Origin of the sequence: Paenibacillus jilunlii, from assembly GCF_900102965.1 — a bacterium.
Lineage (GTDB): Bacteria > Bacillota > Bacilli > Paenibacillales > Paenibacillaceae > Paenibacillus_AQ > Paenibacillus_AQ jilunlii.
In genome coordinates, this window is sequence record NZ_FNGM01000031.1 from 18,619 (window position 1) to 45,245 (window position 26,627).

At 51.3% G+C, this 26,627-nt stretch carries 30 protein-coding genes; 24 read left to right on the top strand and 6 right to left on the bottom strand.

The genetic code is table 11. The features are described 5' to 3' along the window. Positions 1–69 precede the first annotated feature (69 nt). The 5 genes from BLQ82_RS29720 (at position 70) to BLQ82_RS29740 (ending at position 4,301) form a co-directional block, all read left to right on the top strand. On the top strand, positions 70–939 hold the full coding sequence (locus tag BLQ82_RS29720; protein ID WP_062519140.1) for a CheR family methyltransferase: 870 nt from the start codon (positions 70–72) through the stop codon (positions 937–939). 17 nt (positions 940–956) lie between these two features. Next, on the top strand, positions 957–2,627 hold the full coding sequence (locus tag BLQ82_RS29725) for a response regulator (protein ID WP_062519138.1): 1,671 nt from the start codon (positions 957–959) through the stop codon (positions 2,625–2,627). A 97-nt stretch (positions 2,628–2,724) separates the two neighbouring features. Beyond that, a complete protein-coding gene (locus tag BLQ82_RS29730) occupies positions 2,725–3,063 on the top strand; it encodes an STAS domain-containing protein (RefSeq protein ID WP_062519136.1) in 339 nt (112 codons plus the stop codon). Between the two features lie 18 nt (positions 3,064–3,081). Beyond that, entirely contained in the window at positions 3,082–3,534 is a 453-nt protein-coding gene (rsbW, locus tag BLQ82_RS29735; RefSeq protein WP_062519134.1) for an anti-sigma B factor RsbW, read from the top strand. Then, positions 3,531–4,301, top strand: coding sequence for a sigma-70 family RNA polymerase sigma factor (locus BLQ82_RS29740; protein WP_062519132.1), 771 nt, complete (start codon positions 3,531–3,533; stop codon positions 4,299–4,301). Before rsbW ends, BLQ82_RS29740 begins: the two co-directional genes overlap by 4 nt. 131 nt (positions 4,302–4,432) lie before the next feature. On the opposite strand, the gene BLQ82_RS29745 is transcribed toward BLQ82_RS29740, so the two are convergent. The 3 genes from BLQ82_RS29745 to BLQ82_RS29755 all read right to left on the bottom strand — a co-directional run bounded on the left by BLQ82_RS29745 (position 4,433) and on the right by BLQ82_RS29755 (position 7,428). Beyond that, positions 4,433–4,765, bottom strand: a complete 333-nt coding sequence (locus BLQ82_RS29745) for a DUF5665 domain-containing protein (RefSeq protein WP_060860467.1) — start codon at positions 4,763–4,765, stop codon at positions 4,433–4,435. A gap of 152 nt (positions 4,766–4,917) precedes the next feature. Further along, positions 4,918–5,421, bottom strand: a complete 504-nt coding sequence (locus BLQ82_RS29750; protein WP_062519129.1) for a YtxH domain-containing protein — start codon at positions 5,419–5,421, stop codon at positions 4,918–4,920. 255 nt (positions 5,422–5,676) lie between these two features. Then, the gene (locus BLQ82_RS29755; RefSeq protein ID WP_062519183.1) at positions 5,677–7,428 is read right to left on the bottom strand and encodes an alpha-glycosidase; all 1,752 of its coding nucleotides are present in this window, start codon (positions 7,426–7,428) and stop codon (positions 5,677–5,679) included. 452 nt (positions 7,429–7,880) lie between these two features. Between BLQ82_RS29755 and BLQ82_RS29760 the strand changes: the two genes are divergently transcribed. From BLQ82_RS29760 to BLQ82_RS29775, 4 genes are all read left to right on the top strand, one after another. Then, positions 7,881–9,203, top strand: a complete 1,323-nt coding sequence (locus BLQ82_RS29760) for a sugar ABC transporter substrate-binding protein (protein ID WP_082722506.1) — start codon at positions 7,881–7,883, stop codon at positions 9,201–9,203. 19 nt (positions 9,204–9,222) lie between these two features. Next, the gene (locus BLQ82_RS29765) at positions 9,223–10,530 is read left to right on the top strand and encodes a sugar ABC transporter permease (RefSeq protein ID WP_062519127.1); all 1,308 of its coding nucleotides are present in this window, start codon (positions 9,223–9,225) and stop codon (positions 10,528–10,530) included. Beyond that, on the top strand, positions 10,527–11,363 hold the full coding sequence (locus BLQ82_RS29770) for a sugar ABC transporter permease (RefSeq protein WP_062519126.1): 837 nt from the start codon (positions 10,527–10,529) through the stop codon (positions 11,361–11,363). The genes BLQ82_RS29765 and BLQ82_RS29770 overlap by 4 nt, the downstream gene beginning before the upstream one ends. Before the next feature lie 238 nt (positions 11,364–11,601). Next, positions 11,602–12,327 carry a pirin family protein gene (locus BLQ82_RS29775; RefSeq protein ID WP_244281055.1) on the top strand — a complete coding sequence of 242 codons (726 nt, stop codon included), beginning with the start codon at positions 11,602–11,604 and terminating at the stop codon, positions 12,325–12,327. 92 nt (positions 12,328–12,419) lie between these two features. On the opposite strand, the gene BLQ82_RS29780 is transcribed toward BLQ82_RS29775, so the two are convergent. After that, positions 12,420–12,644 (bottom strand): DUF1128 family protein, encoded by a 225-nt coding sequence (locus tag BLQ82_RS29780; protein WP_020426842.1) that lies wholly within the window; start codon positions 12,642–12,644, stop codon positions 12,420–12,422. Positions 12,645–12,827: 183 nt separating this feature from the next. On the opposite strand from BLQ82_RS29780, the gene yyaC reads away from it, so the two are divergent. From yyaC to BLQ82_RS29805, 5 genes are all read left to right on the top strand, one after another. Then, positions 12,828–13,355 (top strand): spore protease YyaC, encoded by a 528-nt coding sequence (gene yyaC / locus BLQ82_RS29785; RefSeq protein WP_082722507.1) that lies wholly within the window; start codon positions 12,828–12,830, stop codon positions 13,353–13,355. An 84-nt stretch (positions 13,356–13,439) separates the two neighbouring features. Next, positions 13,440–14,225, top strand: coding sequence for an alpha/beta fold hydrolase (locus tag BLQ82_RS29790; protein WP_062519122.1), 786 nt, complete (start codon positions 13,440–13,442; stop codon positions 14,223–14,225). A gap of 719 nt (positions 14,226–14,944) precedes the next feature. Beyond that, positions 14,945–15,607 (top strand): DUF6483 family protein, encoded by a 663-nt coding sequence (locus BLQ82_RS29795; protein ID WP_062519119.1) that lies wholly within the window; start codon positions 14,945–14,947, stop codon positions 15,605–15,607. A gap of 112 nt (positions 15,608–15,719) precedes the next feature. Further along, positions 15,720–16,913 (top strand): class I SAM-dependent methyltransferase, encoded by a 1,194-nt coding sequence (locus BLQ82_RS29800; RefSeq protein WP_062519117.1) that lies wholly within the window; start codon positions 15,720–15,722, stop codon positions 16,911–16,913. A gap of 139 nt (positions 16,914–17,052) precedes the next feature. Further along, positions 17,053–19,725, top strand: coding sequence for an O-antigen ligase family protein (locus BLQ82_RS29805; protein ID WP_074648819.1), 2,673 nt, complete (start codon positions 17,053–17,055; stop codon positions 19,723–19,725). A gap of 308 nt (positions 19,726–20,033) precedes the next feature. Here the strand turns inward: BLQ82_RS29805 and BLQ82_RS29810 are convergent, their stop codons facing one another. Then, positions 20,034–20,687: an SdpI family protein gene (locus BLQ82_RS29810; protein ID WP_062518986.1), complete on the bottom strand. Its 654-nt coding sequence runs from the start codon at positions 20,685–20,687 to the stop codon at positions 20,034–20,036. Between the two features lies 1 nt (position 20,688). After that, positions 20,689–21,021, bottom strand: coding sequence for an autorepressor SdpR family transcription factor (locus BLQ82_RS29815; protein WP_062518988.1), 333 nt, complete (start codon positions 21,019–21,021; stop codon positions 20,689–20,691). Between the two features lie 331 nt (positions 21,022–21,352). Here BLQ82_RS29815 and uptA point away from each other — a divergent pair, with 331 nt between their 5' ends. The 10 genes from uptA to BLQ82_RS29860 all read left to right on the top strand — a co-directional run bounded on the left by uptA (position 21,353) and on the right by BLQ82_RS29860 (position 26,576). Further along, positions 21,353–21,967, top strand: coding sequence for an undecaprenyl phosphate transporter UptA (uptA, locus tag BLQ82_RS29820; protein WP_062518991.1), 615 nt, complete (start codon positions 21,353–21,355; stop codon positions 21,965–21,967). Continuing rightward, a complete protein-coding gene (locus tag BLQ82_RS29825; protein ID WP_062518993.1) occupies positions 21,964–22,530 on the top strand; it encodes a thioredoxin family protein in 567 nt (188 codons plus the stop codon). Before uptA ends, BLQ82_RS29825 begins: the two co-directional genes overlap by 4 nt. A gap of 6 nt (positions 22,531–22,536) precedes the next feature. Then, complete coding sequence (locus BLQ82_RS29830) at positions 22,537–23,166, top strand: MBL fold metallo-hydrolase (protein ID WP_062518995.1); 630 nt, start codon at positions 22,537–22,539, stop codon at positions 23,164–23,166. 188 nt (positions 23,167–23,354) lie between these two features. After that, positions 23,355–23,531, top strand: a complete 177-nt coding sequence (locus tag BLQ82_RS32250) for a hypothetical protein (protein ID WP_157243729.1) — start codon at positions 23,355–23,357, stop codon at positions 23,529–23,531. Positions 23,532–23,589: 58 nt separating this feature from the next. After that, positions 23,590–24,132 carry an RNA polymerase sigma factor SigY gene (sigY, locus tag BLQ82_RS29835; RefSeq protein WP_082722500.1) on the top strand — a complete coding sequence of 181 codons (543 nt, stop codon included), beginning with the start codon at positions 23,590–23,592 and terminating at the stop codon, positions 24,130–24,132. Continuing rightward, on the top strand, positions 24,113–24,439 hold the full coding sequence (locus BLQ82_RS29840; protein WP_062518998.1) for a YxlC family protein: 327 nt from the start codon (positions 24,113–24,115) through the stop codon (positions 24,437–24,439). The genes sigY and BLQ82_RS29840 overlap by 20 nt, the downstream gene beginning before the upstream one ends. Next, on the top strand, positions 24,436–24,657 hold the full coding sequence (locus tag BLQ82_RS29845; RefSeq protein ID WP_062519000.1) for a hypothetical protein: 222 nt from the start codon (positions 24,436–24,438) through the stop codon (positions 24,655–24,657). The genes BLQ82_RS29840 and BLQ82_RS29845 overlap by 4 nt, the downstream gene beginning before the upstream one ends. Positions 24,658–24,706: 49 nt before the next feature. Further along, positions 24,707–24,898 (top strand): PLD nuclease N-terminal domain-containing protein, encoded by a 192-nt coding sequence (locus BLQ82_RS29850; protein WP_062519002.1) that lies wholly within the window; start codon positions 24,707–24,709, stop codon positions 24,896–24,898. After that, positions 24,898–25,809: an ABC transporter ATP-binding protein gene (locus BLQ82_RS29855; protein ID WP_062519004.1), complete on the top strand. Its 912-nt coding sequence runs from the start codon at positions 24,898–24,900 to the stop codon at positions 25,807–25,809. The genes BLQ82_RS29850 and BLQ82_RS29855 overlap by 1 nt, the downstream gene beginning before the upstream one ends. Beyond that, positions 25,806–26,576 carry an ABC transporter permease subunit gene (locus BLQ82_RS29860; protein ID WP_062519006.1) on the top strand — a complete coding sequence of 257 codons (771 nt, stop codon included), beginning with the start codon at positions 25,806–25,808 and terminating at the stop codon, positions 26,574–26,576. The genes BLQ82_RS29855 and BLQ82_RS29860 overlap by 4 nt, the downstream gene beginning before the upstream one ends. Positions 26,577–26,627 lie beyond the last annotated feature (51 nt).

Below are 26,627 nucleotides of genomic sequence, written 5' to 3' on the forward strand. Positions count from 1 at the left end.
GTAATAGGATTACAGTATAAAATACTACCGGGCCGGAAATAAGTCAGGAGTAAGGGAGTCTTGATAACAATGACAGCGATGGAACGCGGGTACGAAGAACAAATGGCCCAGACCGCCGCCAGACAGGAGCTGGAGCAGATTGAGATTGAACTGCTTCTCAGCGGTGTACACCGCTTCTATGGATATGATTTCCGGAACTATGCGCTGCCTTCCCTGAAACGCCGCATCTGGCATCATGTCCTTGCGGAGAATGTGCCGACAATATCCGCACTGCAGGAGAAGGTGCTGCATGACCGTGCCTGCTTTGAGCGGTTTGTATACAGCCTGTCCATACCTGTGACGGAGATGTTCCGGGACCCCGGACTTTTCCTGACCTTCCGCAAGAAGGTCATCCCGCTTCTTCGGACTTACCCTTACATCCGGATCTGGCATGCCGGCTGCTCCACCGGAGAAGAAGTGTACTCCATGGCCATCCTGCTGCATGAGGAAGGGCTGTATGACAAGGCGCGCATCTATGCCACAGACATGAACGCACGCTCGCTGCAGCAGGCCAAGGAAGGCGTATACGAAATCAGCAAGATGAGGCAGTACACCAAGAACTACATGGAAGCGGGCGGTACCCGCGCGTTCTCTGAATACTATACAGCGAAATATAATTCAGTGATTCTCCAGCCTTATTTGCGCAAGAATATTATTTTTGCAGAGCATAATTTGGCAACAGATACCTCTTTTAATGAATTCAATGTTATCTTCTGCCGGAATGTCATGATCTATTTCAACGATGAGCTCAGAGATCATGTTCACGGGTTGTTCCATGAGAGCCTAAGCCGTTTTGGAGTCTTAGTGCTCGGTTCCAAGGAGTCTATTCATTTTACCAGGTACAGCAACAGCTACGAGCCCTTGGATAGAGTAGAAAAAATATACCGCAAGAATAAATAGCGGGTGAGGAGGGGCCAATGGGGGTTCAAGAACCGATTCATATACTGCTTGTCGATGACCGTCCTGAGAATCTGCTGGCACTGGAAGCAGTGCTTGAAAGCCAGCATTATACGCTTGTCAAAGCCAATTCCGGTGAAGAAGCACTGCGGTGTTTATTAAGGCATGAATTTGCAGTGATTGTACTGGACGTACAGATGCCGGGTATGGATGGAATTGAAACCGCCAAATTGATCAAAGCCAGAGAGAAGACGAAGGATATCCCGATTATCTTTATCTCAGCCAACAGCAAAGAGGCGGAGCATTTGTTCGCGGGATATTCTGCCGGCGCTATTGATTATATGGTCAAGCCCTTTATTCCCCAGATTCTGAAATCCAAAATTGAAGGCTTCGTTGATATGTACCTCACGACCAAGAAACATCAGATGCAGACTATGCTTCTGCAGCAAAAGACGCAGGAGCTGGAGAGAATCAATGGAGAGCTGACCAGAGCCAAGGAAGAGGCGGAAATTGCCGCCAAAGCCAAGACGGAGTTCCTTGCCATGATGAGCCATGAGATCCGGACGCCTATGAACGGTGTAGTGGGCATGATTGATCTGCTTATGGAAACAGATCTTGCCCCTGAGCAGAAAGAGTACACGGAAATTATCCGTAGAAGTGCCGATACCCTGATCACCGTCATTAACGATATTCTTGATTTCACCAAAATGGAATCAGGTAAAATGGAAATGGAGGAGCAGTTATTTGAGCTGCAGACCACTATTCAGGAGGTATTTAGCTTATTTTCTGCTGAAGCCGGCAAAAAAAATCTCGAACTGGCTTATTTTATTGACCAAAAGCTGCCTAGGCTGATTTACGGGGATATGGCCCGTTTGCGTCAGGTATTAATCAATCTGGTGGCTAACGCGGTTAAATTTACCAATCAGGGCGGGGTTTACCTTGTTGCTTCCAGTGTGCCTTCGGAAGATAATAAATTAACGGTCGAGTTTACGATCAAGGATACCGGCATCGGAATCTCTCCGGAGAAATGCGACCGGCTGTTCCAGCCTTTCTCCCAGCTTGATTCCTCCATGACCCGCAAATATGGCGGAACTGGTCTGGGACTGGCCATTTGCAAATCTTTGGTGGGGATGATGGGCGGTGAAATCCGCGTGGAGTCCATGGAAGAAAAAGGTGCAACTTTTGTTTTTACGATTAAGACTGCCATTCCTGAGGACGAGCTTGGGAAAAGCTTTCAGGAGGAAGAACATCCAGGCGCTGTAACGGGTCAGCAATGGCGCAGAAAAGTGCTTGTAGTGGATGATCATCCAATCAATCAGCGTCTAATGGTCAGTATGCTGGACAAGCTGGGGTATGAATCCACAGTGGCAGAGGATGGGCAGCAGGCAGTGGAGCGGTCGCTCCATGAGGATTATGATTTTATTTTTATGGACCTGCAGATGCCGGTGATGGATGGTTTAACAGCTACTTCCAAAATTCGGCAGGGTTCGGGCCATAACGCCACCAAAGCCGTCATTATTGCAATGACAGCCAATGTAATGGAGGGAGTCCAGAACCGTTGTTCAGCCGCGGGAATGGACGGGTATATCAGCAAGCCTCTGAAGATGAGCAGTGTACAGCAGATTATTTCACGTTATACTAACAAAGATAACCCGGCGGCACAGCGGAATACCACTCTTTTTAAGGCATGATCCAGGAAGTACCAGTGTGTCATTGTCGCGTTTTTTGTTTCAAGGGTACAGCTTTAGGGTTATTGGTAAAGAAAACATTTATCAGGAGAGATTGTCTATGAATACAAATAAAAGCGAAAAGTTCCACACAAGAACTGAAACTGAAGGCAATGTATGCACGGTTTATTTAATCGGAGAGCTCGATTTGTCGGTTGCTCCCGATTTTCGTCTGGTTATGGAACCGCTCGTAGGGGACACTGGGCTTGATCTTGTAATTAATCTGAAGGAATTAAGATATATCGACAGTACAGGCATTGGTATTCTGCTTTCGATTCTAAAAGCAAGACATGGAATGGACGTTAAATTTTCGGTCGAAGAAGTTCCGCCGCAAATTCAAAAGCTATTTGATATGACAGGTATCTCTAAGTTTTTTGCCCCCCAAGAGAATTCCCACTAGGAAAGGATCGAACTAAGGATGAGTGATGACGTGCAAAAAGTAGTTCTTCAGTTACCCGCCAGCGCAGAATATGTCGATATCGTCAGATTGAATTTATATGGTATTGCCTCCAAGATGGGTTTTACTTATGAAGACATTGAGGATATGAAAGTAGCTGTATCGGAAGCCTGTAACAATTCTGTACTCTATGCCTACGGTCAGGAAGACGGTTTGGTTGACGTAATCTTTGAAGTTGGATCAAGTGCCTTGTCCATTACAGTCAAAGATGAGGGGGAGAGCTTTGACGGAATGGATACGTCCGAAGAACGCATGACGCTGCATGACAAAGAGCTGAATGATGTTCAGGTAGGCGGGCTTGGATTTTACCTAATGCAAGCGCTCATGGATGACGTTAGCGTTGTGAGCGAAGCAGGAAGAGGGACAGTCGTAACCCTGACCAAACGGCTTAATTTCAGCGAGGAGAAGGTATGAACGAAAAAGTGACTCCCCCTGAGTCCATGAACGATGCGGTAAGTCTGATCTGGGAATACCAGCAGACCAAAGATAATGAAATTGCAACAGTTTTGATCCGGAAATATGAACCGATGGTGAAGATGGCTGCCGGGAAGATTGCCCGCAACCGTCCTGACCTGTACGAAGATCTGTATCAGGTAGGCCAAATGGCGCTGATTAGGCTGCTGCAGCAATATGACATCAGCTTGGGAATTCCGTTTGAGCCTTATGCCATGAAAAGCATGATCGGGCATATGAAAAATTTTCTGCGCGACAAATCCTGGTACATACAGGTTCCTAGAAGGATCAAAGAGAAGGGTGCCCTTGTTCAGCAGGCCATTGATGAGCTAACCATCAGATTGGAACGTTCTCCTGCAGTTGAGGAAATTGCCCATTATCTTGATCTTACCGTAGAAGAGACAGTTGAAGTCCTGGCCGGAAGAGAGTGCTACCATTACGTATCCCTGGATTCCCCGCTCTCACAAGAGGAGACAGGTGCTACCCTGGGGGAACTCATCAGCTCTGAAGCTAATGATTATGAAACCGTGGAGAAGCGAATGGATCTGCAGCAAGCTCTGGGACAACTGAAAGAACAGGAGCAGCAGGTGCTGCTGCTGGCTTTCCAGGATGGCCAATCACAGCGTGCCATTGCCCAGAAACTTGGAGTGTCGCAAATGAGCGTATCGCGGATTCAAAAACGGGCTACAGAAAAGCTGAAACAGATTATGGCGAATTCATCCTATTGATATAGATAAGCGTATATAAGCCTGTATAAGTCTTGTAACCAAAAGGACATGCCCTTCCCGGCCGGGAATAGGGCATGTCCTTTTGGTCTCGGTGCAGCAAATAAATAAGCGGATGCTGATCCCGGGCGGGATCAGCTATTGGCATCAATATATTTTTTGATTTCTCCAAGATATTCTCCGATCACCGGCACATTCAGGAACAGGCTGAGAATATAGCCCAGTAAGCCGAGAATCACAAAGGTGCCAAGCGAGAGTCCCAGGCCACGGGATATGCCTGCCATCAGATTGGTGATAATCCGTTTTTTGGGGTTGGTGTAGTTTTCAAGGATATCCTTGAATTCTGATTTTTCCAGGGAATCCGCAATTTTATCAAGCCGTGCATTAAGCCGTTTGACCTCATGCCTCAGCTCGAAGGGATGCTCCTCCACCTCGTAACTTTTCGTGTTGCTGCCCGCATCTCCCATAAGGCGTACCTGCTTTCTATAGCCCGTAACCGGACTTTAATAAGGAAATAAAGCCTCATTCGTCAGTAAGAAGCCGTCTTTTACATAACAACAGCCAGCTGCTAGTGAGCTGGCTGTTCCCTGCATTTAGATCAAGCCTGGGTCACCACAGATTAGTAAGAGGATTTATAAGAGGCTTTAACTTCCTCTTTGGCATCATTTGCAGTATCCGCTATATCCTTGGAAGAAGCGGAAGCTTCTTCGGCAACATCTTTGGATGCGTCTTTTACGTCAGAAGCAACATCAGCCGATGCGCTGCCCACCGTATCACCGATTTTCTTGCCTGTCTCCGACAAAGTAGCGGCAATTTGCTGTTTGCTGTCATTGACTGTGGTGAAGATATCCGAAGCTTTGGCTGACACCGTGCTGGCAATGTCCGTAGCCTTTTCTCCAACCGTAGCAGCAATCGTTTTTGTTTTATCCGTTACGACACCAGCAACCTCTTTGGTTTTGTCCGTAGCGGTCGAGAATTTTTCCGACAAGTCACTGCGCATTTCACGGCCCGGCTTGGGAGCGAACAGCAATGCTGCAGCAGCACCAATCAAACCTCCGATAAAAATCCCTTTGAAAAATGTGCTTCCACTCTCTACCGGATATTCCGTTTCTGCTTTATTCATTACCAATCACTCCTCATTGAATTATTGTAGTCCAGTCTCGGCTGCAGGTAATGACCAGCTGCCGTCATCTGGATATCAGGGTGGCCTGAAGGTTCTTACTTCGTATATAAACGTGGGTGAATGGGCTGAAACAGCAAATAAGCATGGGAAAGATTGCCGTAGCATATGGAAGCATGAGCGAAATTTATTGGTTATATGTCGTGAAAATTACGATATTTGAAACTTTACAAACCACTTGAAATGATTTGCCTATCATTATACCTCGCGGAGTAACATATATCCGTAGGCGGGTATATGGAGCTCTCCCCGTTCCCCGATGTCTGCCGGCTGCTGGAGCTCCTGGTTGATCCAGGTGCTCTCTGATTTAAGCGCTGAAACTTGAGCGTCCATGGGAAATTCGGAGTTGTTCATGATTACCAGGAACCGGTCGTGCTCATCCCACCGTTCATAAACAAGCAGCGCAGGGTGCTCAGGGTGCTCCAGAAACTTAATCGCGCTGCTGCGGAATGCGGAGTTTGATTTGCGCAGCCGGATGGCCCAGCGGTAATACTCCAGAAGATCCTGATTCTGTTTCAAGGGGTCCCATTCCATGCATTTCCGGTTGTGTGGATCATACTCCCCATCCATGCCGATTTCATCCCCGTAATAAATACAAGGCGTGCCCTGAAAGGTCATCAGGAACAGAAAGGCCAATTTCAGCCGCCGGGTATCCCCGCCGCAAAGGGTCAGGAAACGTACGGTATCGTGGCTGTCCAGCAAATTAAAGGAAACTTCCGTAATCTGCTGCGGATAATTGGCCAGCAAAGCTCCGACCGACCGCGAGAACTGCCCGGCATCGGTCTGCTTACGGGCAAAAAAGTTCAGCATCATATTCAGCAGCTGATAATTCATTACGGCGTCGAACTGATCTCCAAGCAGCCATGGCAAGGAATCATGCATGATTTCTCCAACGAGGTAAGCATCGGGATTGATCTGTTTGACCATAGTGCGGAAATCGCGCCAGAATTGATGGGAAACCTCATTGGCGACATCCAGGCGCCATCCGTCTACACCGATTTCCTCAATCCAATAGCGGCCGACTTTCAGCAGATATTCCTTGACTTCCGGATTCGCAGTGTTAAATTTAGGCATGATCGGCTCAAAGGCGAAGGTATCATAGGTGGGGATTCCCTCGTTGACTCCGGGGGGCCACTCTTTGACATGAAACCAGTCAGCATAACGCGAAGCGCGCCCGTTCTCCAGCACATCCATAAATGGCGGAAAAGTATGGCCGCAATGGTTAAATACGCCGTCCAGCACCACACGGATTCCCTTCGCATGGCAGGCATCCACAAGTTCCTTCAGCAGTTCATTCGTCCCGAAATGGGGGTCTATTCTTAAATAATCTGCGGTGTCGTATTTGTGATTGGTGGTTGCTGTAAAGAGAGGGTTGAAATAAATGGCGTTAATGCCAAGTGTGCACAGGTAATCCAAATGCTTCAGCACGCCTTGCAGATCTCCGCCAAAAAAATTCGTTGGGCTCGGTGTGCCTCCCCATTCCAGTACGCCTTCGGGATCATTGGAAGGGTCCCCGTTCGCAAAACGTTCCGGGAATATCTGATAAAAAATAGCATCCTTCACCCAAGCAGGCGGCCGGTGCACATCTTCAGGGCTCAGTATTGGAAAGTCAAACAAGCCCTCATAGATAACTTCAGGGGGCTGTTCAAGAAACCCCTTTTCAAGATAATATATGGTATTTCCGTCTTGGTGCAGCGCAAAATAATAAGCCAGCCGGCGGTGGGGCGGCTGAACGGCTGCCTGCCAGTAATCGAACAAACTATCGCTGGACAGACGTTCCATTGAATAAACGGAATGGGTCCTGTCCCAGCCGTATTTGTCCCCGCAAATCAAATCTACCTGTGATACATCGTCCCGTTTCGTCCGGAGGCGAATATGAATTGCAGTCTCGTCGTAGGCATAAGACCAGTTCTGGCCCATCCGGTGATAAACGCTTTCCAGGTGAATCATACCCATTTCATCCCTTCGCGGCAGCAAACGCAAAAAAGGTTCAACCTCACAATTGTGGAGGTTGAACCCTTTCGGCTTCATTGCCTTTAAATTTTCCTGCATCATAACACAGGTTTTCCGCTTATGGCAAGCGCTTATTTTTATTAAGCCAGGAGGGGAGAAAAATGGAGAGATACTTAGATAACGGTTCAATACAGAAGAAAACAATGTGGAAAGATTGAAAAAACGGGGGGATATTTAAAATAAAGCGCTTGCATTGAAATTTCCGGTTATTATAGAATGAGGGCAAACAAACTTAGTCATCAGTAAATACACTAAATTTTAAAGGCAATGTTACCTGTAAAGGTACAACCTCGGCACTTTGTGCAATAGGGGTTGTGCCTTTTTTTATTTGCCTGAATTGGTGTGAGAGACAGGTTTGTTCAATGAGCATTTACAGGGGAGATGAGTACATGAAGAGATTTAAGCGTTCCAAAATGAATGCGGTATCATTGATGGTGGTTCTATGTATGCTTCTGGTTATGACGGCCACAGCCTGCAGCTCAGGCAGCCCGGATACCGCCTCCAGCCCGAAGAGCGGGAGCAACCCGCCCGCCGAAACTTCTGCTCCGGAGAATACCGCCGATCCGGAAATGGAGCCGGAGCAGGGAGCAAAGCTGATGGTTTGGGAAGCCAAGGAGCAGCTTGACTACATGAAGGAGGTTGCCGCCGATTTTGAAAAAAAATACGGTGTCCCCGTCACCGTTGAAGAATTGGCAGGTGGTGACCAGGGGGGAAGGCTGGCTACGGATGGTCCATCCAAGCTTGCGGCCGATGTGCTGACCCTTCCGCATGACCAGATCAGCCAGGCCGTCAAAGCCGGTCTGCTGTTGCCCAATGATGTGTTTGAGGAGGAAACGAAAGCAAGCATGGTGGAGACAGCGGTGCAGGCATCATCCTATGATGGGGTTCTATACGGTTATCCCAAGTCGGTAGAGACTTATGCGCTATTTTATAATAAGGATCTGATTCCTGAGGCCCCCAAGACCTGGGATGATATTATAGCTTTTGCCAATACGTACAATAAACCGAAAGAAAACAAATTTGCAGTCATGTGGGAATTTGTCGGGTATTATACGTATCCGTTTATCGGCAGCTTTGGCGGCTATATTTTTGGCGACGGCAATAGCAATCCGCAGGATATCGGCTTGAATAATGAAGGTACAATCAAAGGGTTCACTTTTCTCCAGAGCCTGAAAAAAATCCTGCCGCTCAATGCGGGAGACATTACCTTTGATGTAAAAACCCAGCTGTTCCAGGAAGGAAAGCTCGCAATGAATATTGACGGCCCGTGGTCTACAGCGTCGTTCAAGGATCATGTCAATTTTGGAGTGGTACCGCTTCCAAAAGGGCCTGGCGGGGAGGAAATGATATCTTTCTCTGGCGTCAAATCCTATTATGTTAACTCGTATACCGCTTATCCCGTTGCCGCCCGGTTATTCGCACATTTTGCCAGCAGCAAGGAAAATCAGCTTAAAAATTATAAAATGACCGGAGCGATTCCTGCAAGCATTGAAGCCGGAGAATCACAAGAAATAAAAAATGACCCCATTACCCTCGGGTTCTTTGAGCAGTTCCAGCACTCCGTGCCAATGCCTGCGATATCGGAAGTCAACGCCGTATGGGAACCCTTGAAGGCCGCATTTGTGTCCTTGTGGAATGATCCGGGTCTTGATGTCAAGCAGACCATGGATCAGACGGTTAAGACGATTCGTTCCGATCTGGAGTCGAAATAAAGGACAGGTGGTTTGACTTATGCCAAAAAAAACAGGCGCAGCGGTGCTTTCGGCTGTAATCCCGGGCCTGGGCCAGATGTACAATCGGCAGTGGTTGAAAGGGCTGGCGTTCCTGCTGACAGGTATGGCCTGGTTCTATTTCATGATCCATGGTTTGACCGGGCATCTGCGCGGTCTGATTACACTAGGCGAGCTGCCAAGCCACATGGTCAAGGTAGGTAAGATGACCCGGATGGTAGAGGGCGACCACTCCATTTTCATGATGATTGACGGTCTGATGGCCCTGCTTGCGCTGCTCTTGTACTGCGGATTTTATCTGCTGAATATCAGAGATGCCTTCATGGTCGGAGCTGCGCGGGCGAGACAGGAGAAGATCCGGTCCTTCGGTCAATCGCTTAGGTATATGGGCCGCAGGCATTTTGCCTATCTGGTGCTGGCAATTCCCTTAACCGCTATAGTTTTTCTGACGATCCTGCCGCTGGTGTTCTCGGTGCTCCTGGCGTTTACCAACTATGCGGACCCGATTCTGCCCCCGGCTAATCTGGTGGACTGGGTCGGCTTCGGCAACTTTAAGAAGATGCTGAGTCTGGATGTATGGAGCTCCACTTTTGGCGGTATTCTGACATGGACCTTGTGCTGGGCGGTTATTGCCACGGTAACAACTTACATCGGAGGGGTCCTTGTCGCTGTGCTCATTCACCAGCCGCGCGTCCGCTTCAAAAAGCTGTGGCGGACTCTGCTGATCGTGCCTTTTGCCATTCCCAATATGATCTCGCTGCTCGTGATGCGCAATATGTTCAACAACCAGTTCGGACCGGTCAATAAATATCTGGGAATGATTGGGCTTAACGGCCTGCCTTGGCTGACAGACCCGTTCTGGGCTAAAGTCACCGTTATACTGGCCAACATGTGGATCGGCATTCCGGTTACGATGATCCTTGCCTTCGGTGTGCTGACGACCATACCGAGGGATTTGTATGAGGCAGCCGAAGTAGACGGTGCCGGATCAGCGCATAAGTTCCGGATGATTACGCTGCCCATGGTGCTTTTTGCAACCGCCCCCATTCTTATTATGCAATTCGCAGGCAATATCAACAGCTTCAATGTGATCTATCTTATGACCAACGGAGAGCCGGTCAATCCTCATTATCAATATGCGGGCGACACCGATCTGCTCGTGACCTGGCTGTATAAATTGGCGCTGAACCAATCGCAATACAGCTTCGCTTCCGTCATCGGAATTATCATTTTCCTGCTGGTCGCCACATTTTCTATCTGGAGCTACCGCCGGACACGATCCTATAAAGAGGAGGACATGATCACATGAACCGGAAACCGGAGGAAGCCGCAAAAACGATTGGCAGCTATACCTTGCTTATTCTGCTCAGCTGCATCAGCTTGTTCCCCGCTTTTTGGATTGTGATGTCCTCGTTCAAGACGGGAAACAGCCTGTTCAGCGACACCTTGATTCCGCGCAAGATGACCTTTGTTCATTATCAGGAGTTATTTGAGCAGACCAAGTATCTGAAGTGGTTCCTGAACACACTCAAAGTTGCAGCGCTCTCGACACTGATTGGCACCTCTCTTTTGCTGCTGGCCTCTTATGCTATATCCCGGTATCGTTTTGCGGGCAGAAAAAGCATGCTGACGGCGTTTCTGGTTCTGCAAATGTTCCCGGGGTTCATGGCGATGATTGCCATTTACGTGCTGCTGAACACACTGGGGCTGCTGAATTCGCACTGGGCCCTTGTGCTTGTTTATAGCAGCGGATCGATCATTACGAACGTCTTTGTAGCCAAAGGTTTCTTTGACACCATTCCGAAGAGCCTGGAGGATGCCGCGCGGATCGACGGGGCGAGCCACATGAAAGTGTTCTTTTCCATTATGATGCCGCTGTCGAAGCCAATGCTCACCTATGCCAGTCTGATGATCTTTAACGGCTGCTTTGTGGACTTTATATTCGCTGATCTTATTCTGCGCACAGAGGAGAAGAGGACGCTTGCGGTTGGCCTGTTCCGCATGGTGAATCAGAGCAATTCGACCGAATTTACCCTATTCGCAGCAGGCGCGGTGCTGGTTGCTCTCCCGGTAACACTGCTCTTTATATTTCTGCAGCGGTTCCTGATTGAAGGCCTGACTGCAGGCGCGATGAAAGGCTGACTGGGGCCAGGCGGATAAACGGCATAAATCAATAATTGGCCACCTTGCGGGAATCTGCAGTTTCGTCTACAGTTCCCGCAGGTGGTTTTTTTGCATGGAATAATATAGTAAACAGGCTGATTGACCAGGAAGGGATACGGGTAAAAAATACATAATTACAGCGCCTATGACAACAATCAATTGAGAAGCAGCCATACCCTGAGGTAAGGATAAGGTTCCTACATCATTGGAGGTGCATATGATTATGATCAAAGTAATTACATCAGCAGAGCGCCATACTTCGAATAGAGAATGGATACACAGTGAGTTCAGCTTTTCTTTTGCCGATTATGATGACCCGAACAATGCGCACTTTGGAGCCTTACTGGCCCATAACGACAATGAGCTGAGTCCCGGGCAAGGCATGCATGAGCATCCGCATCATGATCTGGAGATTATTACTTATGTAGTATCCGGGGTGCTGAAGCATCAGGATGATCTCGGCAATCATGCAGAACTGCAAGGGGGGAGTGTCCAGGTCATGAGTGCGGGGACGGGAATCAATCATTCGGAAACGAACCCGTCAGACAGCGAACATGCCCGTTTCCTGCAAATATGGCTGCTCCCGGATCAGCCGGGGTGTCAGCCCAAATGGGATGCAAAGTTCTATCCAAAAGAGCATAAGACCAATACTCTTTTGCCTGTAGCATCAGGAAAAGGGGAAGAGGGTGCGCTAAAGATCAATGAGAATGTGACCATCTACCTGTCTTCTCTGGAGCGGAGCCGGGAACTGAAATACGAGCAGCGTGAAGACAGGCGGACGCATATCTATCTCATCTCCGGCAATCTGGAGATTGCCTGCTCGGATGGAGTATTCCAGCTAGAGCCGGGTGATGCGGCCCGTATCCGCAAGAGCTGTGATCTGAGCCTTAAAGGAACGGGCAGTGACAGCAACGCGGAGTTCGTACTGATTGACCTTCCATAGCTTCCAGAGCGGGCGAGGCAAAATAGAGCCCCATCCTGACATCCATTAGCAGATGGATGTCGGATGGGGCTCCTGTCCGTGTGTATTCCTTTTTATTTGTCCCGCAGGCGTCCAAGCTCGGAGACCAGTGCTTCCACTTGTGAAATGCTCAGCCTGTCACTGCCCATCGCAACTTCATAAATATCAAGAATATCCTCGTAATTCTTCACTGAAAAGGCAGAGGCCTGCATGGCTGCCGCACTCGCCATCTTCAGCTTGCTCTTAATGCCCTCAATCATATATTCAACATTTTCCTGGGTAGGCTGCGATAAATCCATTGGGTTTAACAGTCCTCTCTATATATTAATTCAAACATTCTAACATGTTTGAGGGCGCAAACACCATTGTTTTGTCCATTTCGCGGATATCTGTTAAATTAGAAGCAATATACGTGCCATAAAAAGCAGAAGGAGGCAAGGACATTGGCAATCAGGGAGCAGGAAAGCAGAAAACGCAAGAAAATGGATGCTTCCGGGCTGATATTCTTCTTCCGGGAGATCGCGCCCAAGCATCCGCTGGAGCAGATCACGTTTCTGTGCATTGGCACAGACCGGTCCACAGGTGATGCGCTTGGGCCACTGACCGGCAGCCAGCTCTTGGAGCAAGGCTTTCCGCATGTGAGCGGGACAATGCCATCTCCTTGCGACGCAGATAATTTGGAGGCACGGATAGCGGAGATTCCTGCCGGGCAGGTTGTTATTGCCGTTGACGCCTGTCTCGGTCCCCCGGCTTCCCTTGGCTATTTTCTGACGGCTGCGGAGCCGCTGCGGCCGGCGCAATCGGTAGGGCTGAACCTTCCGGCAGTGGGGCATTACAGCTTGGCGGCTATTGTAGATGTCAACGGGCCGCGGCCATACCGGACACTGCAGAGTACTCCCCTGTACAGAGTGATGGTAATGGCTAAACAAATTGCCCTGGCTGCTGCGGCCGGTTTCGGAATGGAGACCGGGAAAGCGTTTCAAGATGGAAGAAATAGCTTAAATAATTAAGACAAGCAAACCATCTCAGATCACGGATCGTCCAGTTGTCCGCGAGCCGTGTTTGACTACTACATAGAAAGAGGGGAAGCTGCCATGGAGATTGTTCGTTGTGAGGGAAGCAATATTTGTTACAGTGATCAAGGCAAAGGTGACGTCATTGTACTGCTGCACGGCTTCTGTGGAAGCTCCAGCTACTGGGAGCAGGTGATTCCGCTCTTGAGCGGCAATTACCGGGTAATCGCTCCGGATTTGCGGGGGCATGGCGTCTCGGATGCTCCGCTCGGGGCGTACAGTATAGATCAGATGGCTGATGATGTGTTGTCCCTGCTTAATGCGCTGGAGATTCCAGAGTGTTATCTGCTGGGGCATTCCCTTGGCGGCTATATTGCTCTTTCCTTTGCCCAGCGCCACCCCTCCCGTCTGAAAGGATTCGGACTGATTCACTCTACCGGCTATCCGGACAGCGGGGAAGCCAGGGAGAACCGTCTGAAAAGTGTCAGCAAGATTCAGAATGAAGGAATCTTCGCTTTTGTGGATGGGCTGGTGCCGGGGCTGTTTGCGCCGGGTGCTGCTCCGCAGCATCTCGAACGTACGAAGGAAATTGGTTACAGAACGCCTCCGCAAGGGGCAGTAGGAGCCGCGATGGCGATGCGTGAGCGTCCTGACCGCCGCGACGTCATCTCAGCCACCGCACTGCCGGTGCTGCTCGTAGCCGGTTCAGAGGACAGCAAGGTGTCACCGGAGCAGACATTTACCTCGAACAAGCCAAATGTTACCCAGGCAACCATATCTGGGGTAGGGCATATGAGCATGTATGAAGCTCCTGAACGGTTGGCCGAAATCATCAAGGACTATGTGCACGCGGCTGTGCGCAAATAACCAGAGACCCTATGCGGGGCAAGATCCCGCGCACAGGACACATGTACAGAGGCGGCACCCGGCGGAACGGGGCCGCTTCTTTTTATTATTTTTGAAAATTAGGATTTCCCTTTCTTGTGGATAAGATGTGTACAAACTTGGGGATAAGTAGACGTGAAATCAACAAATTCACTCAAAAGGGTGGAAATCCGCCGGATTCGATAACCTTTTTCCCACTGGCGCTTGCAAAGAAGCAGATAAGCAGTGCTAGTTGGAAAAAGGAAACTTATTTCTCCCTGAAATCAACAAATGTGAGGTTTAAGTGGAAAAAGGAAACTTAATTGGTCCACATTACCTCATCAGGAGTGAAGTGAGCTGAATTAGTTAACCTTTTTCCACTTGGAACTGGCGAAGGTTTCATAAAAGGGTTCTCCAGGCCTGAAGCCTTCCATTGAGAAAAGAATCACGCACCCGCTGCACCGGGAACAAATAGGAAGCAGAAGGAGGGGCACCCCGCTGATTAAAGCTCCGCTATAAGCCATCAGGCCACGGCAGCTCCATTTCTGCCGGGTTCCGGGGATCAGTCCGGCAAGGCCGTAGAGCTGAACATGCCTCGGGCTTGCCAAGTAGCGCTAAGCGGTGTAATGGTTTAAGATGAATCCCAAGGGCAGTCTTAAGAAGCTGGCCGCTGAAGGAAGATTTGCAGTCCAGGCGCTGCAGCTAATGAAGGAGTGTGCAATATGTTCCGGAGAGATTACATCGTGCGGATGATTGAGGACATGACGGCAATGGTCGCTAAGGTAATGACGCTTAAGCAGGAGAAAAAGACAACCGAAGCCCTATGGGAGGTTGATGAGCTGCTGATCCGGCATTTCCGCCTGAATTCCCGGCTGCTGAATTCATTATCCGTAGAGGATATTATTGATATGTATCTGCTGGGGGGCGTTGTGGAATCCGATAAGCTTCAGGGTGTGGCCCGGCTGCTCAAGGAGGAAGGAGCCATCTATACAGCGGCAGGGGACAAGGACGCGGGGCTGTTCAGAGCTATGAGGTCGCTGCATCTGTTTTTGTATGCTGATCTGCATGGTGCTGACCGTGCTTTGCTGCAAATGCCCGCTGATATCGACGAGCTTTTGCGAGAAACCCAGGCATACAGTCTGCCGGCAAAAACAGAGCGGCTGCTGCTGTCCTACATGGAATCGCTCGGGCGCTACGCCAAGGCGGAAGACAGTCTCTACAGGCTGTGGGAGCAAGGACAGGATGTTGTCCAGGAAGGTAAAGAACTGTACAGCCGGCTGCTGCTGAAAAGTCCGGAAGAACTGGAGCTTGGCGGTCTCCCCGCGCAAGAGGTCAGAGAAGGCCTGAAAGAATGGGAAAGACGTACGGCTGCTGTCAGACAATAATGATGCCTTGCGCGGACTGATATTTTCCAATTAAAAAAATGTTATACTATATAGAATGCGTTCAGATCTTAAGTATCACACTATAAATTATCTTCTATTTGGCGAAAGTGAGATGTACCCTGTGGAATCTTTAAATGCTTTGATTGAACAAGTCATGAGCGGCCGTACACTGATTACGGCGACTCTTAGCCAGCTGCGAAGCAAAGGTGAAACCACCTACACCAAGGTGCAGGTGAAGCCCGTTGAATTAAAGGGCAAGCTGCATTATCAGTTTGCCTACTATACCGGCCCCAAGGTCGAGCACCGCAATATTCCGGCGGAGGCCGCGGCGGAGGAATTAATGTCGCTGTTTAGAGAGAAGTTTCGTCAAGGGCTGCTCTGTACCATCGAGGCTGATTATCAAGTGCTGATCAGTAAAAAGTATAAGGTATCTATCCTGACCAAATCACCGAGCAAGCAGGAGGCGCCCAATCTGGCCCATAACCGCCGCAAGCGGTATGTGCTGGATGAAGGCGAGCCAGTGCCGTTTCTGGTAGAGCTGGGCATTATGAACAGCGAGGGAAAAGTGCTGGCCAAGAAGTACGATAAGTTCCGTCAAATCAACCGTTTTCTGGAGATGGTGGAGGATGTGCTGGCCGATCTGCCAACAGGCCGTCCACTGACCATTGTGGATTTTGGCTGCGGCAAATCCTATTTGACCTTTGCGCTGTATCACTACCTGGCCATCCGCGAGCAGCGGGAGCTGAATATTGTCGGACTTGATCTCAAAGCCGACGTGATTGAGCACTGCAGCGCGCTTGCGGCCAAGCTCGGCTACGGCAAACTCCGTTTTCTGGTTGGGGATATTGCGGATTACAACGAGCTGGATCAGGTGGATATGGTCGTTACGCTTCATGCCTGCGATACTGCAACCGATGCAGCACTTGAAAAAGCGGTCCGCTGGGGTGCCTCGGCGATTCTGTCTGTTCCCTGCTGCCAGCATGAGCTGTTTGCCCAGATCGAAAGCGGGGTGCTGAATCCGCTGCTGTCGCATGGCATCCTGAAGGAGCGCTTCTCAGCTCTTGCAACCGATGCGATCCGGGCGAAGCTGCTGGACCTCATGGGATACCGCACACAGCTGCTGGAGTTCATTGACATGGAGCATACCCCGAAGAACATTTTGATCCGCGCCGTCAGAGGAGCAAGCGGAGACAACACCGCCAAATGGCGCGAATACACCGCGTTCCGTGATTTTCTCGGTGTAAAGCCATATCTGGAGCGCGTCTGTGCCGATCTGCTGCCGGGTGAAAGTACCGTGGAAGGCTAATTTCATACGCTAAATCTTTAATGCCATTACAGGATGACTGCTTCCCCGAGGGAGCTGGTTGTCCTGTTTGTGCTGCCTTTTGTTTTATGAATATTCTGGAAATACTAAAGGTAACTTGAGTCATACAGGGGAAATTCGAATGAGATTGAATAATGAAGACAGCCATACAAAAGCGCTAGTCTTCGCTTGTACAGGCGCTGTATCCGCTGCGGTCATGGCAGCTTCCCTGCTGCGGGGGATGTTTTTTGCCGGCGAGATCTATCCCTTTCTCACGGTGTGGTTGGCACTATGCGGGCTTCTTTGCGCTTGGGGCGAGGCAGTATCTGCATTGCGCAATGCTGAAAGAAGGGATCATGTCCTCAAAATCCCTGTGGAGAATAAGGCGGCCCTGATCCTGCTGGGCTGCCCGCTGGCGGTGTTTGTCCTTTACGCATGGGCGGGTCTGTGTGGTCCTGTGTCTGCTCAAGAGACCGTAGATGAGCTGCTGCGCTGGGCATTCTATGCGAGTTTCGCCATACTGGCCTATTTCTGTGCGGCTGACCGGCAGGGCGCGCGGTTTCTTGCGGCAATTTGGCATGTGACAGGAATGGCCATCAGCTTAAGCGCTTTGCTCGCAGTATGCGCAGAGCTGAAGCTCCCCTATGCGATAGCATACACGGCAGCACCTGAAGTCAGCGCCACAGGCGCCAGACTGGCCGGCCTGCTGCAGTATCCGAATACCTTTGGGGCGGTCATGGCTGTGTTCCTGCTGGAGCGGCTGTTTGCCGTTGCGGCCCATGTGCAGCGGGCACAGTCCCAGGCGGCAGAATGGGGCGCTGGAACTAAGGAGCGGAGCGGCGGGAAGGGGAATAGAGGGCGGAGAAAAATGCTGGGAGAGCGGGGCAATGCGCACAGGATTATTGAGCGGGAGCGGAGCGGCAGGAACGGGATTAGCAGGCGGAGAAAAATGCTGGGAGAGCGGGGAATTGCGCAAAGGATCATCGAGTGGGAGTGGAGCGGCAGGAAGGGGAATAGAGGGCGGAGAAAAATGCTGGGAGAGCGGGGAATTGCGCAAAGGGGTATCGAGCGGGAGTGGAGTGGCAGGAAGGGGAATAGCGAGTTGCGCGGCTGGTGCAGCCGCGCAGGAGGGCGGCATCTGCTGCGCATGCTGCCGCTTTTCCCCTGCGCAGCCGCGCTGCTGCTCAGCGAGTCGCGCGGCGCGTGGCTGGCCGCGGCCTTGGCCTCCGCAGCGGCCCTGCTCTGGAAGCGGCAGCTTTGCGCGCCGCTTCTGCTTGCGGGTGCCGCGCCTATGGCCGCCGCGGCACTGCTTTACCGCCAGCTGGCCCGGACCGGGCTGGCGGTAGAACCCGTGTCCGGCCTGCTTCTGCTGGCCGGACTGTGGGGCGCCGCGCTGCTTGGCGGCGCCTGGCTCTGCCGCCGCCGGACTGGCGCGGCAGGCGGGGGGCATGCCGCCAGGGCAGGTCTGGCGGCGGCACTCTGGACGGCTGCGGGCAGCGCCGTCCTCCTCCAGGTGAGCGAGCGGATACACGGACCGTCATCGACGGTCGCCGCTCGCGGGCTGTTCTACCGCGATGCCTGGAAGCTCGCGGCAGAAGCGCCCTGGCTGGGGCGCGGGGGCGGGACTTGGCGGAGCACGTATCTTGCCGCCCAGTCCCGCCCCTACGTGGGCAGCCAGGTGCACAGCGGATACCTGGACCTCCTGCTGAACCTGGGAGGCGTTGGCCTTGCGGTAATCCTGCTGCTCCTATTGGCCGCAGGATGGCTGGTGGCGGCAGGGGCGCCGAGGCTGCTGCCGCCCCTGCTGGCGCTTGCCATCCATAGCGCCGTCGATTTTGACTGGAGCTACAGCCTTGTCTGGCTGCTGCTGTTTCTGCTTCCGGCGCTTGCGCGTGCCGAGAAGCTTCACCACGCTGCCGCAGACGACACGCCTGTGCTCCCCGCAACTTCCAATCCGCCGCCCAACACTGGCGGACCCGGAATTCTTGCCGCAGAGCCTGGCCTCGCGCCAGCGGTTCCATTCCCGGTGTGCACTGCAACAGCAGGAGCCGCAGACAACTCACCGGTACGCCCCCTATCTGCTAAGTCGCCGCTCATCACTGGCGGACCCTGGCGGTCGGTACCCTTTGCAGAGCAGCATGTTCCTCTGCTGAGAGTTTCGGCAGCTACGCTGCTCTGCAGCGTGGCTCTGGCGCTGTCCGTATTGTCCTTTCAAATGATGAAGGGGGAGTCGCTATATAAGCAGGCTGCTGGCACTTCCCACAGAGAAGAGAGGATATTCCTGCTGCGGCAATCCCTGCAGTGGAACCCCCGTCAGCCGCAGGCCGCTGCGGCTTTATCCCGTATGCTTCCGGAGCCGGAGGGAGGCGCCCTGCTCCGGAAGGCCCTGGGCTATACTCCGGAAGATGCTGCTTTGAACTGGGAACTCGCTAAGCGGGCCATGGGCGGAAATCATCCGGGGACGGCTCTGTACTGGGTGCGAAAAGGGGAAGTACTGGATGTTTATAATGTAGTCAAACGGGTAGAAGCAGCCGAAGGAATGCTGGATATGAGTTTGCGGAGACTGAAGGCCGGGGATGCGCAGGGGGCGCTCCAGAGCGCCGATGCCGGATTGGAGCTGCTGCGGGAGTACCGTCTGTTAGCTGAGCAAGAAGGCAGCAAGGGGCTGCAGCATAATGACCGCCAGTTTGGCGCCCAAAAAGAAGCAGAAGGCATAGACCTTCGGCTGAGAGAAGCACGTGCGGCTGCACGCTATTTTCAGGCGGCAATTCTCCCTGTAAGCGGGGAGGGCGCCAAGCCGGAACTTGAGCCTTGATGTTATAAAATTTTCGTGCCTATATCTATCATTAGAACCAAACCTCGAAGTTGTATTGGAGAACGTAAGCTAAGTGGAAAAAGTAAAACTAATTCGCTGAAATCCTGTCCGCAACAACCTTTGGTGGGATTTTGGACATCTAATTCCTGCGTTTTTACTCCATAAGGCCGATTTCAGCCGGATTAGTGATACTTTTTCCCACATAAGGTACTTCATGGGGCTAAGCGGTTCAATTAGTGATCCTTTTTCCACTAAGGAGGACTGCCTTTATGGAGCCATTTTCAGATTGCAATCTAAATAATGTTGCTTTAAGCCCTGCTGCGGGTTGAGATCAGCCACGAATACGCAAAGGGCAGGATGATGGCAATCACCAGCGCGGCAATAATCATACTGATGGACAGGCTTTTGGGTAAAAATGCGCCCAGCGCGATCAGCAGACCGCCGATCATCCACATCCTGCCGGAGAAACGGTGCGTCTTCCGCCACACCTCCGGGCTGGCGAGTGTCCATGCGGTGCGGATCCCTGTGAAATAGTTGTCTCTGATCTGCGGCATAAAGTTGCCGACCACAATAAACAGCAGGCCAATAGCGACCATAGCTATTTTGCCGGCAGGAATGCTTTGATCCAGACCGTAAGAGACGGTCAGCACGAGCATAGCATCGAACAAAGCCGCGATTGCCAGACGAATCATTTTGTAGGCGTTTTGAAATTTGCTGTAGTTCTCTTTCTTTGGATCAACGCTTTTGATGAACTGCATCGCCAGCGGGAAGATGAGGCCCAAAAAGCCTGTCAAAGCGATAATCGATCCTTTGCTCCAATAACGGTCGACCTCTCCCCTGATGTTAAAATGGGCAGGAAGCTGGCCGGGCAGCTTGCCGTAATTGACCAGCGCATAACCCACCGAGAGAACGCCCAGAATGACAATCAACGTGTCCTGCCATTTCCATTTGAAGTCTTTCATTTCAATCAACCTCCCTGTTTTTATCCTTATTCTGTTTGGGTTTGGACTCTGTGCGGCTATGCATTTCACTCTCTTTTCCCGTACCTGTGAACTCAAGGAACCAGCCGAGCACCTCTTCAAGCACGGTCGTATCGAGCGAATACAGAATGAATTGCCCCTGACGTTCGTCCTGCACCAGTCCCGCATGCTTCAGAGCATTCAGATGATGCGAGATGCTGGGTTTTGACATATTAAAATAATCGGCGATCTCCCCGGCGGTACGATCCTTTTCCCTTAACAGCCGCAAAATCTGCCTCCGGGTCGGGTCTGCCAGCGCCTTGAAGGATTCATTCATGTTCATCCGGCCTTTCGATATTTAAATAATTATCTAAATATATAATAAGTATTCCGGATCAGTTATGTCAATCGTCTATTTTTAAAATATAAGAATATAATTTTCTTGTCATAAATTCCCTTTAAATGCCCTGCAACGTCACCGCTTTTATCTAAGGAGCTGCGCCACCCTTTCTGCTTATCTAAGGGATTTTCAGTTTCCCTTAAGTAGAAGTCGTAAGCCCGCATATGCTAGAATAGGCTAGGAGAAGCTGGGTACATAGAGCGGAATCGCCAAGAGCCTTATTAGGCGTAAGCGAATTCGGCCAAAAAAACGGGAGGAGGAGCTGCATTTGCACGTTATTTCTGATCTGATCTCGCATTTGTTTGAATGGATTCAGAGTCTTGGGTATTTCGGGATTATGATCGGGCTTATGATTGAAGTTATCCCAAGTGAAATTGTATTGGCCTTTGGCGGCTATCTGGTCTCGCAGGGGCAGATTAATTATTTTGGTGCAGTGCTTTTCGGTACGGCTGGTGGAGTTATCGCCCAGATATTTGTATATTGGATTGGCCGTTATGGCGGCAGACCTGTTCTGGAAAAATACGGAAAGTACATTTTTATCAAGAAAAAGCATATTGACCATTCCGAAGAATGGTTCAATAAGTATGGCACGGGTGTCATATTCACCGCCCGGTTCATTCCGGTTGTGCGTCATGCCATATCGGTTCCTGCCGGAATCTCGCGCATGCCGCTGGGCAAGTTCACTTTGCTGACTACACTTGCGGTGATTCCGTGGAGTGCGCTGTTTGTCTATTTGGGCTATACGCTTGGCGACAAATGGGAAACGATTGATGAAGTAGCCGCACAGTACACCCATGAGCTGGTTCTTGCGGCCATTGCTATTATTGTTATATACTTCCTGTTCAAATGGTACAAATCCAAGAAGAAAGGTAGTGCAGTATGAAGCAGAATGTAGCTCATAAGTTTGGCCAGGGCCTTACTCCGCGCCAATTCGTGGAAGGGATGACGAAGAACCAGCAGGCTTTTGAATCATGGTATGAAAAATTCGCCTGGGAAGATCAGGATGACCGTGCGTATTTTGAGAGCCTGAACCACCGTGACGATCTGCGCGTGCTGATACTGGCTGCCGATTGGTGCGGTGATGTTGTGCGCAATGTGCCGGTGGTGTTCCGCATTCTGGAAACGGCAGGCATTCGAACCGAGGTGCTGATTTTGGAAGAAAATCAGGAGGTAATGGATGATTTCCTGACTATGGGCGGAAGAGCTGTGCCCATTGTTATTTTTGCCGATACAGGCGGTTATGTACTGGGCCACTGGGGTCCCCGTCCGGAGCATGTGCAATCGCTGATGAGGGAGTTCAAGCGGGAGAACCCGGACCGAGAGGCACCTGACTACGAGAGTAAAATCGCCGAAGTCCGCAAGGCGATGGGCCAAGCCTACGGGGAAGGGACGGAGTCGCACGCAGTGATTGCCAAAGAGCTGCGCAGCCTGATCTCCGGATTCTAAAAAGCGATGCTTAATATTCGTTCCTATAATCTGGGCCCCCTTCAGACGAATGCCTATCTGCTTACCGGAGCGGATCCCGGACGCGGCGTCATCATCGATCCCGGTGCAAATCCTTCGGCTCTCCTGCGCGCTGTGGAGGGGATGGAGATTGAAGCTGTTTTGCTTACCCATGCCCACTTCGATCATATCGCCGGGCTTGACGAGATCCGCCGGGCCAAGAAATGTCCGGTGTACTTACACACTCTGGAGAGCGAATGGCTGGGGAATCCCAAGCTGAATGGCTCATTGATGTGGCCCGATGTTACACCACCCATCAGCACAGAACCTGCCGAGTATGATTTGGCAGATGGCCAAGTGCTTAATCTGCTGGGGCTAACCTTCCGTGTGATGCATACGCCGGGGCATTCTCCCGGCAGCGTCAGCTTCCTTTGCGGAAGTGATCTCTTCTCCGGGGATGTGCTCTTTAAACTGGGTGTCGGACGTACCGATTTGACCGGAGGCCGGGAACGGGACCTTATTGATTCCATACGGAACAAATTGTACCGGCTGGATGAGGAAGTCAGAGTATTTCCCGGCCATGGGCCGCGGACAACCATCGGGTTTGAGCGGCAGCGTAATCCTTACGTTCCTATGTAATGATCCGCTTCTTCCTGAAGCGACATTTTACGGCAAAAAATTTATGGACAAGCGACTACAAAGTTGCTACAATAATGTTAATTAAATGTAACATTTAACCTCGCGAAGCACGCAGACTGTGGAATAATCCCGGTTTGCGTTCTTTTTTTGTCTATTTATCGGCATAAGGGGTTTAGGGGGCAGAATGAATGAAAGATACTGAAGAGGAAGTGCATGAAGAAGAGGCGCATCAGGCGCCGGCTTCTATTACGAATGAACAGGATAAGAAGGAATGTCTCTTCTGGAGCTTCCCGCACGGCAAAGGGGCCATTCAGCCTTGGCGGCGCAGATTATGGGAGCTGCAAAATAATTCAGACCGCGAATGAACGATTCGCCATACATAACCGTATTACAAGTGAATGAAAGCTACAGATGGAGGAGCAGATGAGCGACGGGACGCACGAACGGATCATCAGAGCGCAGCAAGGCGATGCTTCCGCGCTGGCTGTACTGCTGCAGGAACATTATGTCTTTCTCTACAAATATCTGGTCAAGGCAACCATGGACCCTTTACTCGCAGAGGAACTTGCCCAGGATACCATGGTCAGGTGCATGGAAAAGATCGGAACCTATAACGGGGCTTCGTCTTTTTCCTCGTGGCTGATTACCATTGCTACCCGGCTGTATATTGACAGGAAGCGCCGGTGGAAGCTCGAAATGAAGTGGAAACGCCAGGAAGAGGGTGTACGGTCCATCCGCTGGCGTTTCGAGAGCCGGAATCTGGAGTGGAGCGAAGTGCTTGATGCGCTCTCACGGCTGAGTTCTGTCCAGCGAATGGCAGTGCTGCTTAAGCACTACTACGGTTACGGGTATGAAGAGATTGCGGATATTCTGCAGATCCCTTCCGGGACTGCCAAGTCGCGGGTGGCGGCAGGACTGAATCAACTGCGAAAGGAGCTGAGTGAAGATGAACACAAAGAAGGATGAAGAATTACTGCAGATGCTGTCAGCGGATCTTGAACGTCTGGATGCGCAGTATGACGACATTTCGCCGCCAGCTTTGCCCGGACTTGAGCGGCTCATTGCCGAGGAAGCCCTCCGCAGGCAGCAACAGAGCCGCAGAGAGCTTCAGAGGTTTTTGCTTGTCGCTCTATTCATGGTGAGTATTGTCATGATCAGCTTGGGATTTGCGCCAGTGACCTACTGGATACTGCAGGCGGCTGTTCCAATCGCTGCGCTCGGTTGCTTGGCGGTTGTCCGGCTTAGGCTGCGGCGGGAGGATGCGGAAGAGTGAAAGAGCTTCAGGATGTGCCTTATTGGTTGTGGGGTTGTCTGGCTGTAACGCTGCTGCTGCAAGGAACATTAATATTTCATAATGCGCAGAAGCGCGGCCGGGGCAAACTGGCCTGGTTCTGGGGGATATGGGGGTTGACCGGAATTCCTACCCCCCTCATTTGTTATCTGCTGTTCGTGGTCCTTCCGGACCGGAAGAGAGCGAACAGGAAGCTTTGATCAACCGGAGCATAACTCCGGTGAAGAATTTAAAAGGCGGGTGGCAGTCATGGATGAAATCAAATGGGGTTTGATTGGGCCGCTGCTGGCATTACAGGCACTGCTGGCCGTTATCGGCCTGATTTCCCTGGGCAAGGCTGAGCGGACCCGGGGGCCCAAGTGGCTATGGGTCATTATCTTGATTTTTGGCAATCTTCTGGGCAGTGTAGCTTATTTTACAGTAGGAAGGAAAGATAACTGATGCCGCTGTTGACAGTTGCAAACTTACGCAAGGTTTATGGCGGGCATACACCGGTCGATGGGATTTCCTTTGAGATTGAAGCAGGGAAGTGTGTGGCATTGCTGGGGCCCAATGGTGCGGGAAAGACGACTACCCTGCGCATGCTTGCGGGGTTGCTTAAGCCTACCTCGGGGCAGATATCCTTTGATGGAAGCCCCGGCGGGGATTACCGCAAGCGGATCGGCTATTTGCCGCAATCTCCGGCATTTTATAACTGGATGAGCGGACAGGAATACGTTGTTTTTGCCGCGAAGCTGTGTGGTATATCTTCGAAGGAAGCAGCAGGACTTGCAGCGGATGTTCTGGAGCATGTAGGCCTGAGGGATGCGGGAAGGCGTAAGATCGCCGGATATTCCGGGGGGATGAAGCAGCGGCTTGGACTGGCCCAGGCTCTGATTCACCGTCCCCGGCTGCTGCTCCTGGATGAGCCGGTGTCCGCCCTTGATCCCATCGGGCGCCGGGAAGTTATGGAACTGCTGCGGGGGATCCGGGAGGAGACCACCGTTATTTTTTCTACCCATGTTCTGCATGACGCCGAAGAAATATGTGATGATATTATTCTGATGAATCAGGGTTTAATAGCAGAGCATGGGGCGTTGTCCCGCCTCCGCTCACAGTATAGTATTCCGGTTATCCGGTTAACTACAGAGAGAGAAGAGAAGGCACAGAGGTGGCTTGAGGATCTTGCACACAGATCATTTGTTGAGCAGTCGGAGGTCTCTTCAGGTTCCGCTACCCTAAATGTGAAGAATGTGGAGCTTGCCCGGCAGATTATTCTCCAGGAAGCCGGAAGCCTTGATATTCCATTGCTGCAATTCGAAGCCGGCTCTTCCACTTTGGAGGACCTGTTTATGAAGGTGGTGGGGGCATGAGGAATATGTGGACGCTTTATCATAAAGAAATGCTGGAATCGCTGCGCAGCTATAAGCTGATTTGGGTGCCAGTGGTATTTATCATTCTCGGTATTATGCAGCCGCTCACGACTTATTACATGCCCGAAATCCTCAAAGCTTCGGGAAATGTCCCACCAGGCATGCTGGAGGGATATGAGATGCCTGGTTCTGCTGTGGTAATGGCACAGGCACTTGGACAATACGGCACCATCGGCATGTTGATACTTGTGCTGGGTGTAATGAACAGCCTGGCAGGTGAACGGAGCAGCGGAACTGTAGAGATGCTGATGGCTAAGCCGGTGGCCCCGGCAGCTATAGTTTCAGCCAAATGGGCTGCACAGCTTACCGTTCTGGTTATGGCTCTTGGACTTGGCGCAGCAGGAGCGGCCTACTATACAGAGCAGCTCATGGGCCCGCTTTCCTGGAGCAACCTGGCGGCTGCGGCCGGACTGTACGGACTGTGGCTGCTGTGCGCAGTCTCGCTGACGCTTCTGTTCAGCGCATGGCTGCGCGGGCCGGCCGCAGCCTTTCTAGGGCTGCTGGCCGCAGCGGCAATGTCGCTGGCCCATAGTCTCTTGCCTTCGCAGCTGGGCTGGACTCCGGCGTCTCTTACAGCTATGTCTGCCGAGATGATGACAGAAGGAGGCGGCTTCGCCTGGGGCCCTGTCCTTTTTGCAGGCATACTGATAGTTGCATGTGTTGCAGCCGCCTCGCTCCTCATTCGCAGGAATCAATTACCGGAATAATGAGAAACGCGAATGTTGAAGGTTTTCATCGTTTTTCAGAATATTTTCTGC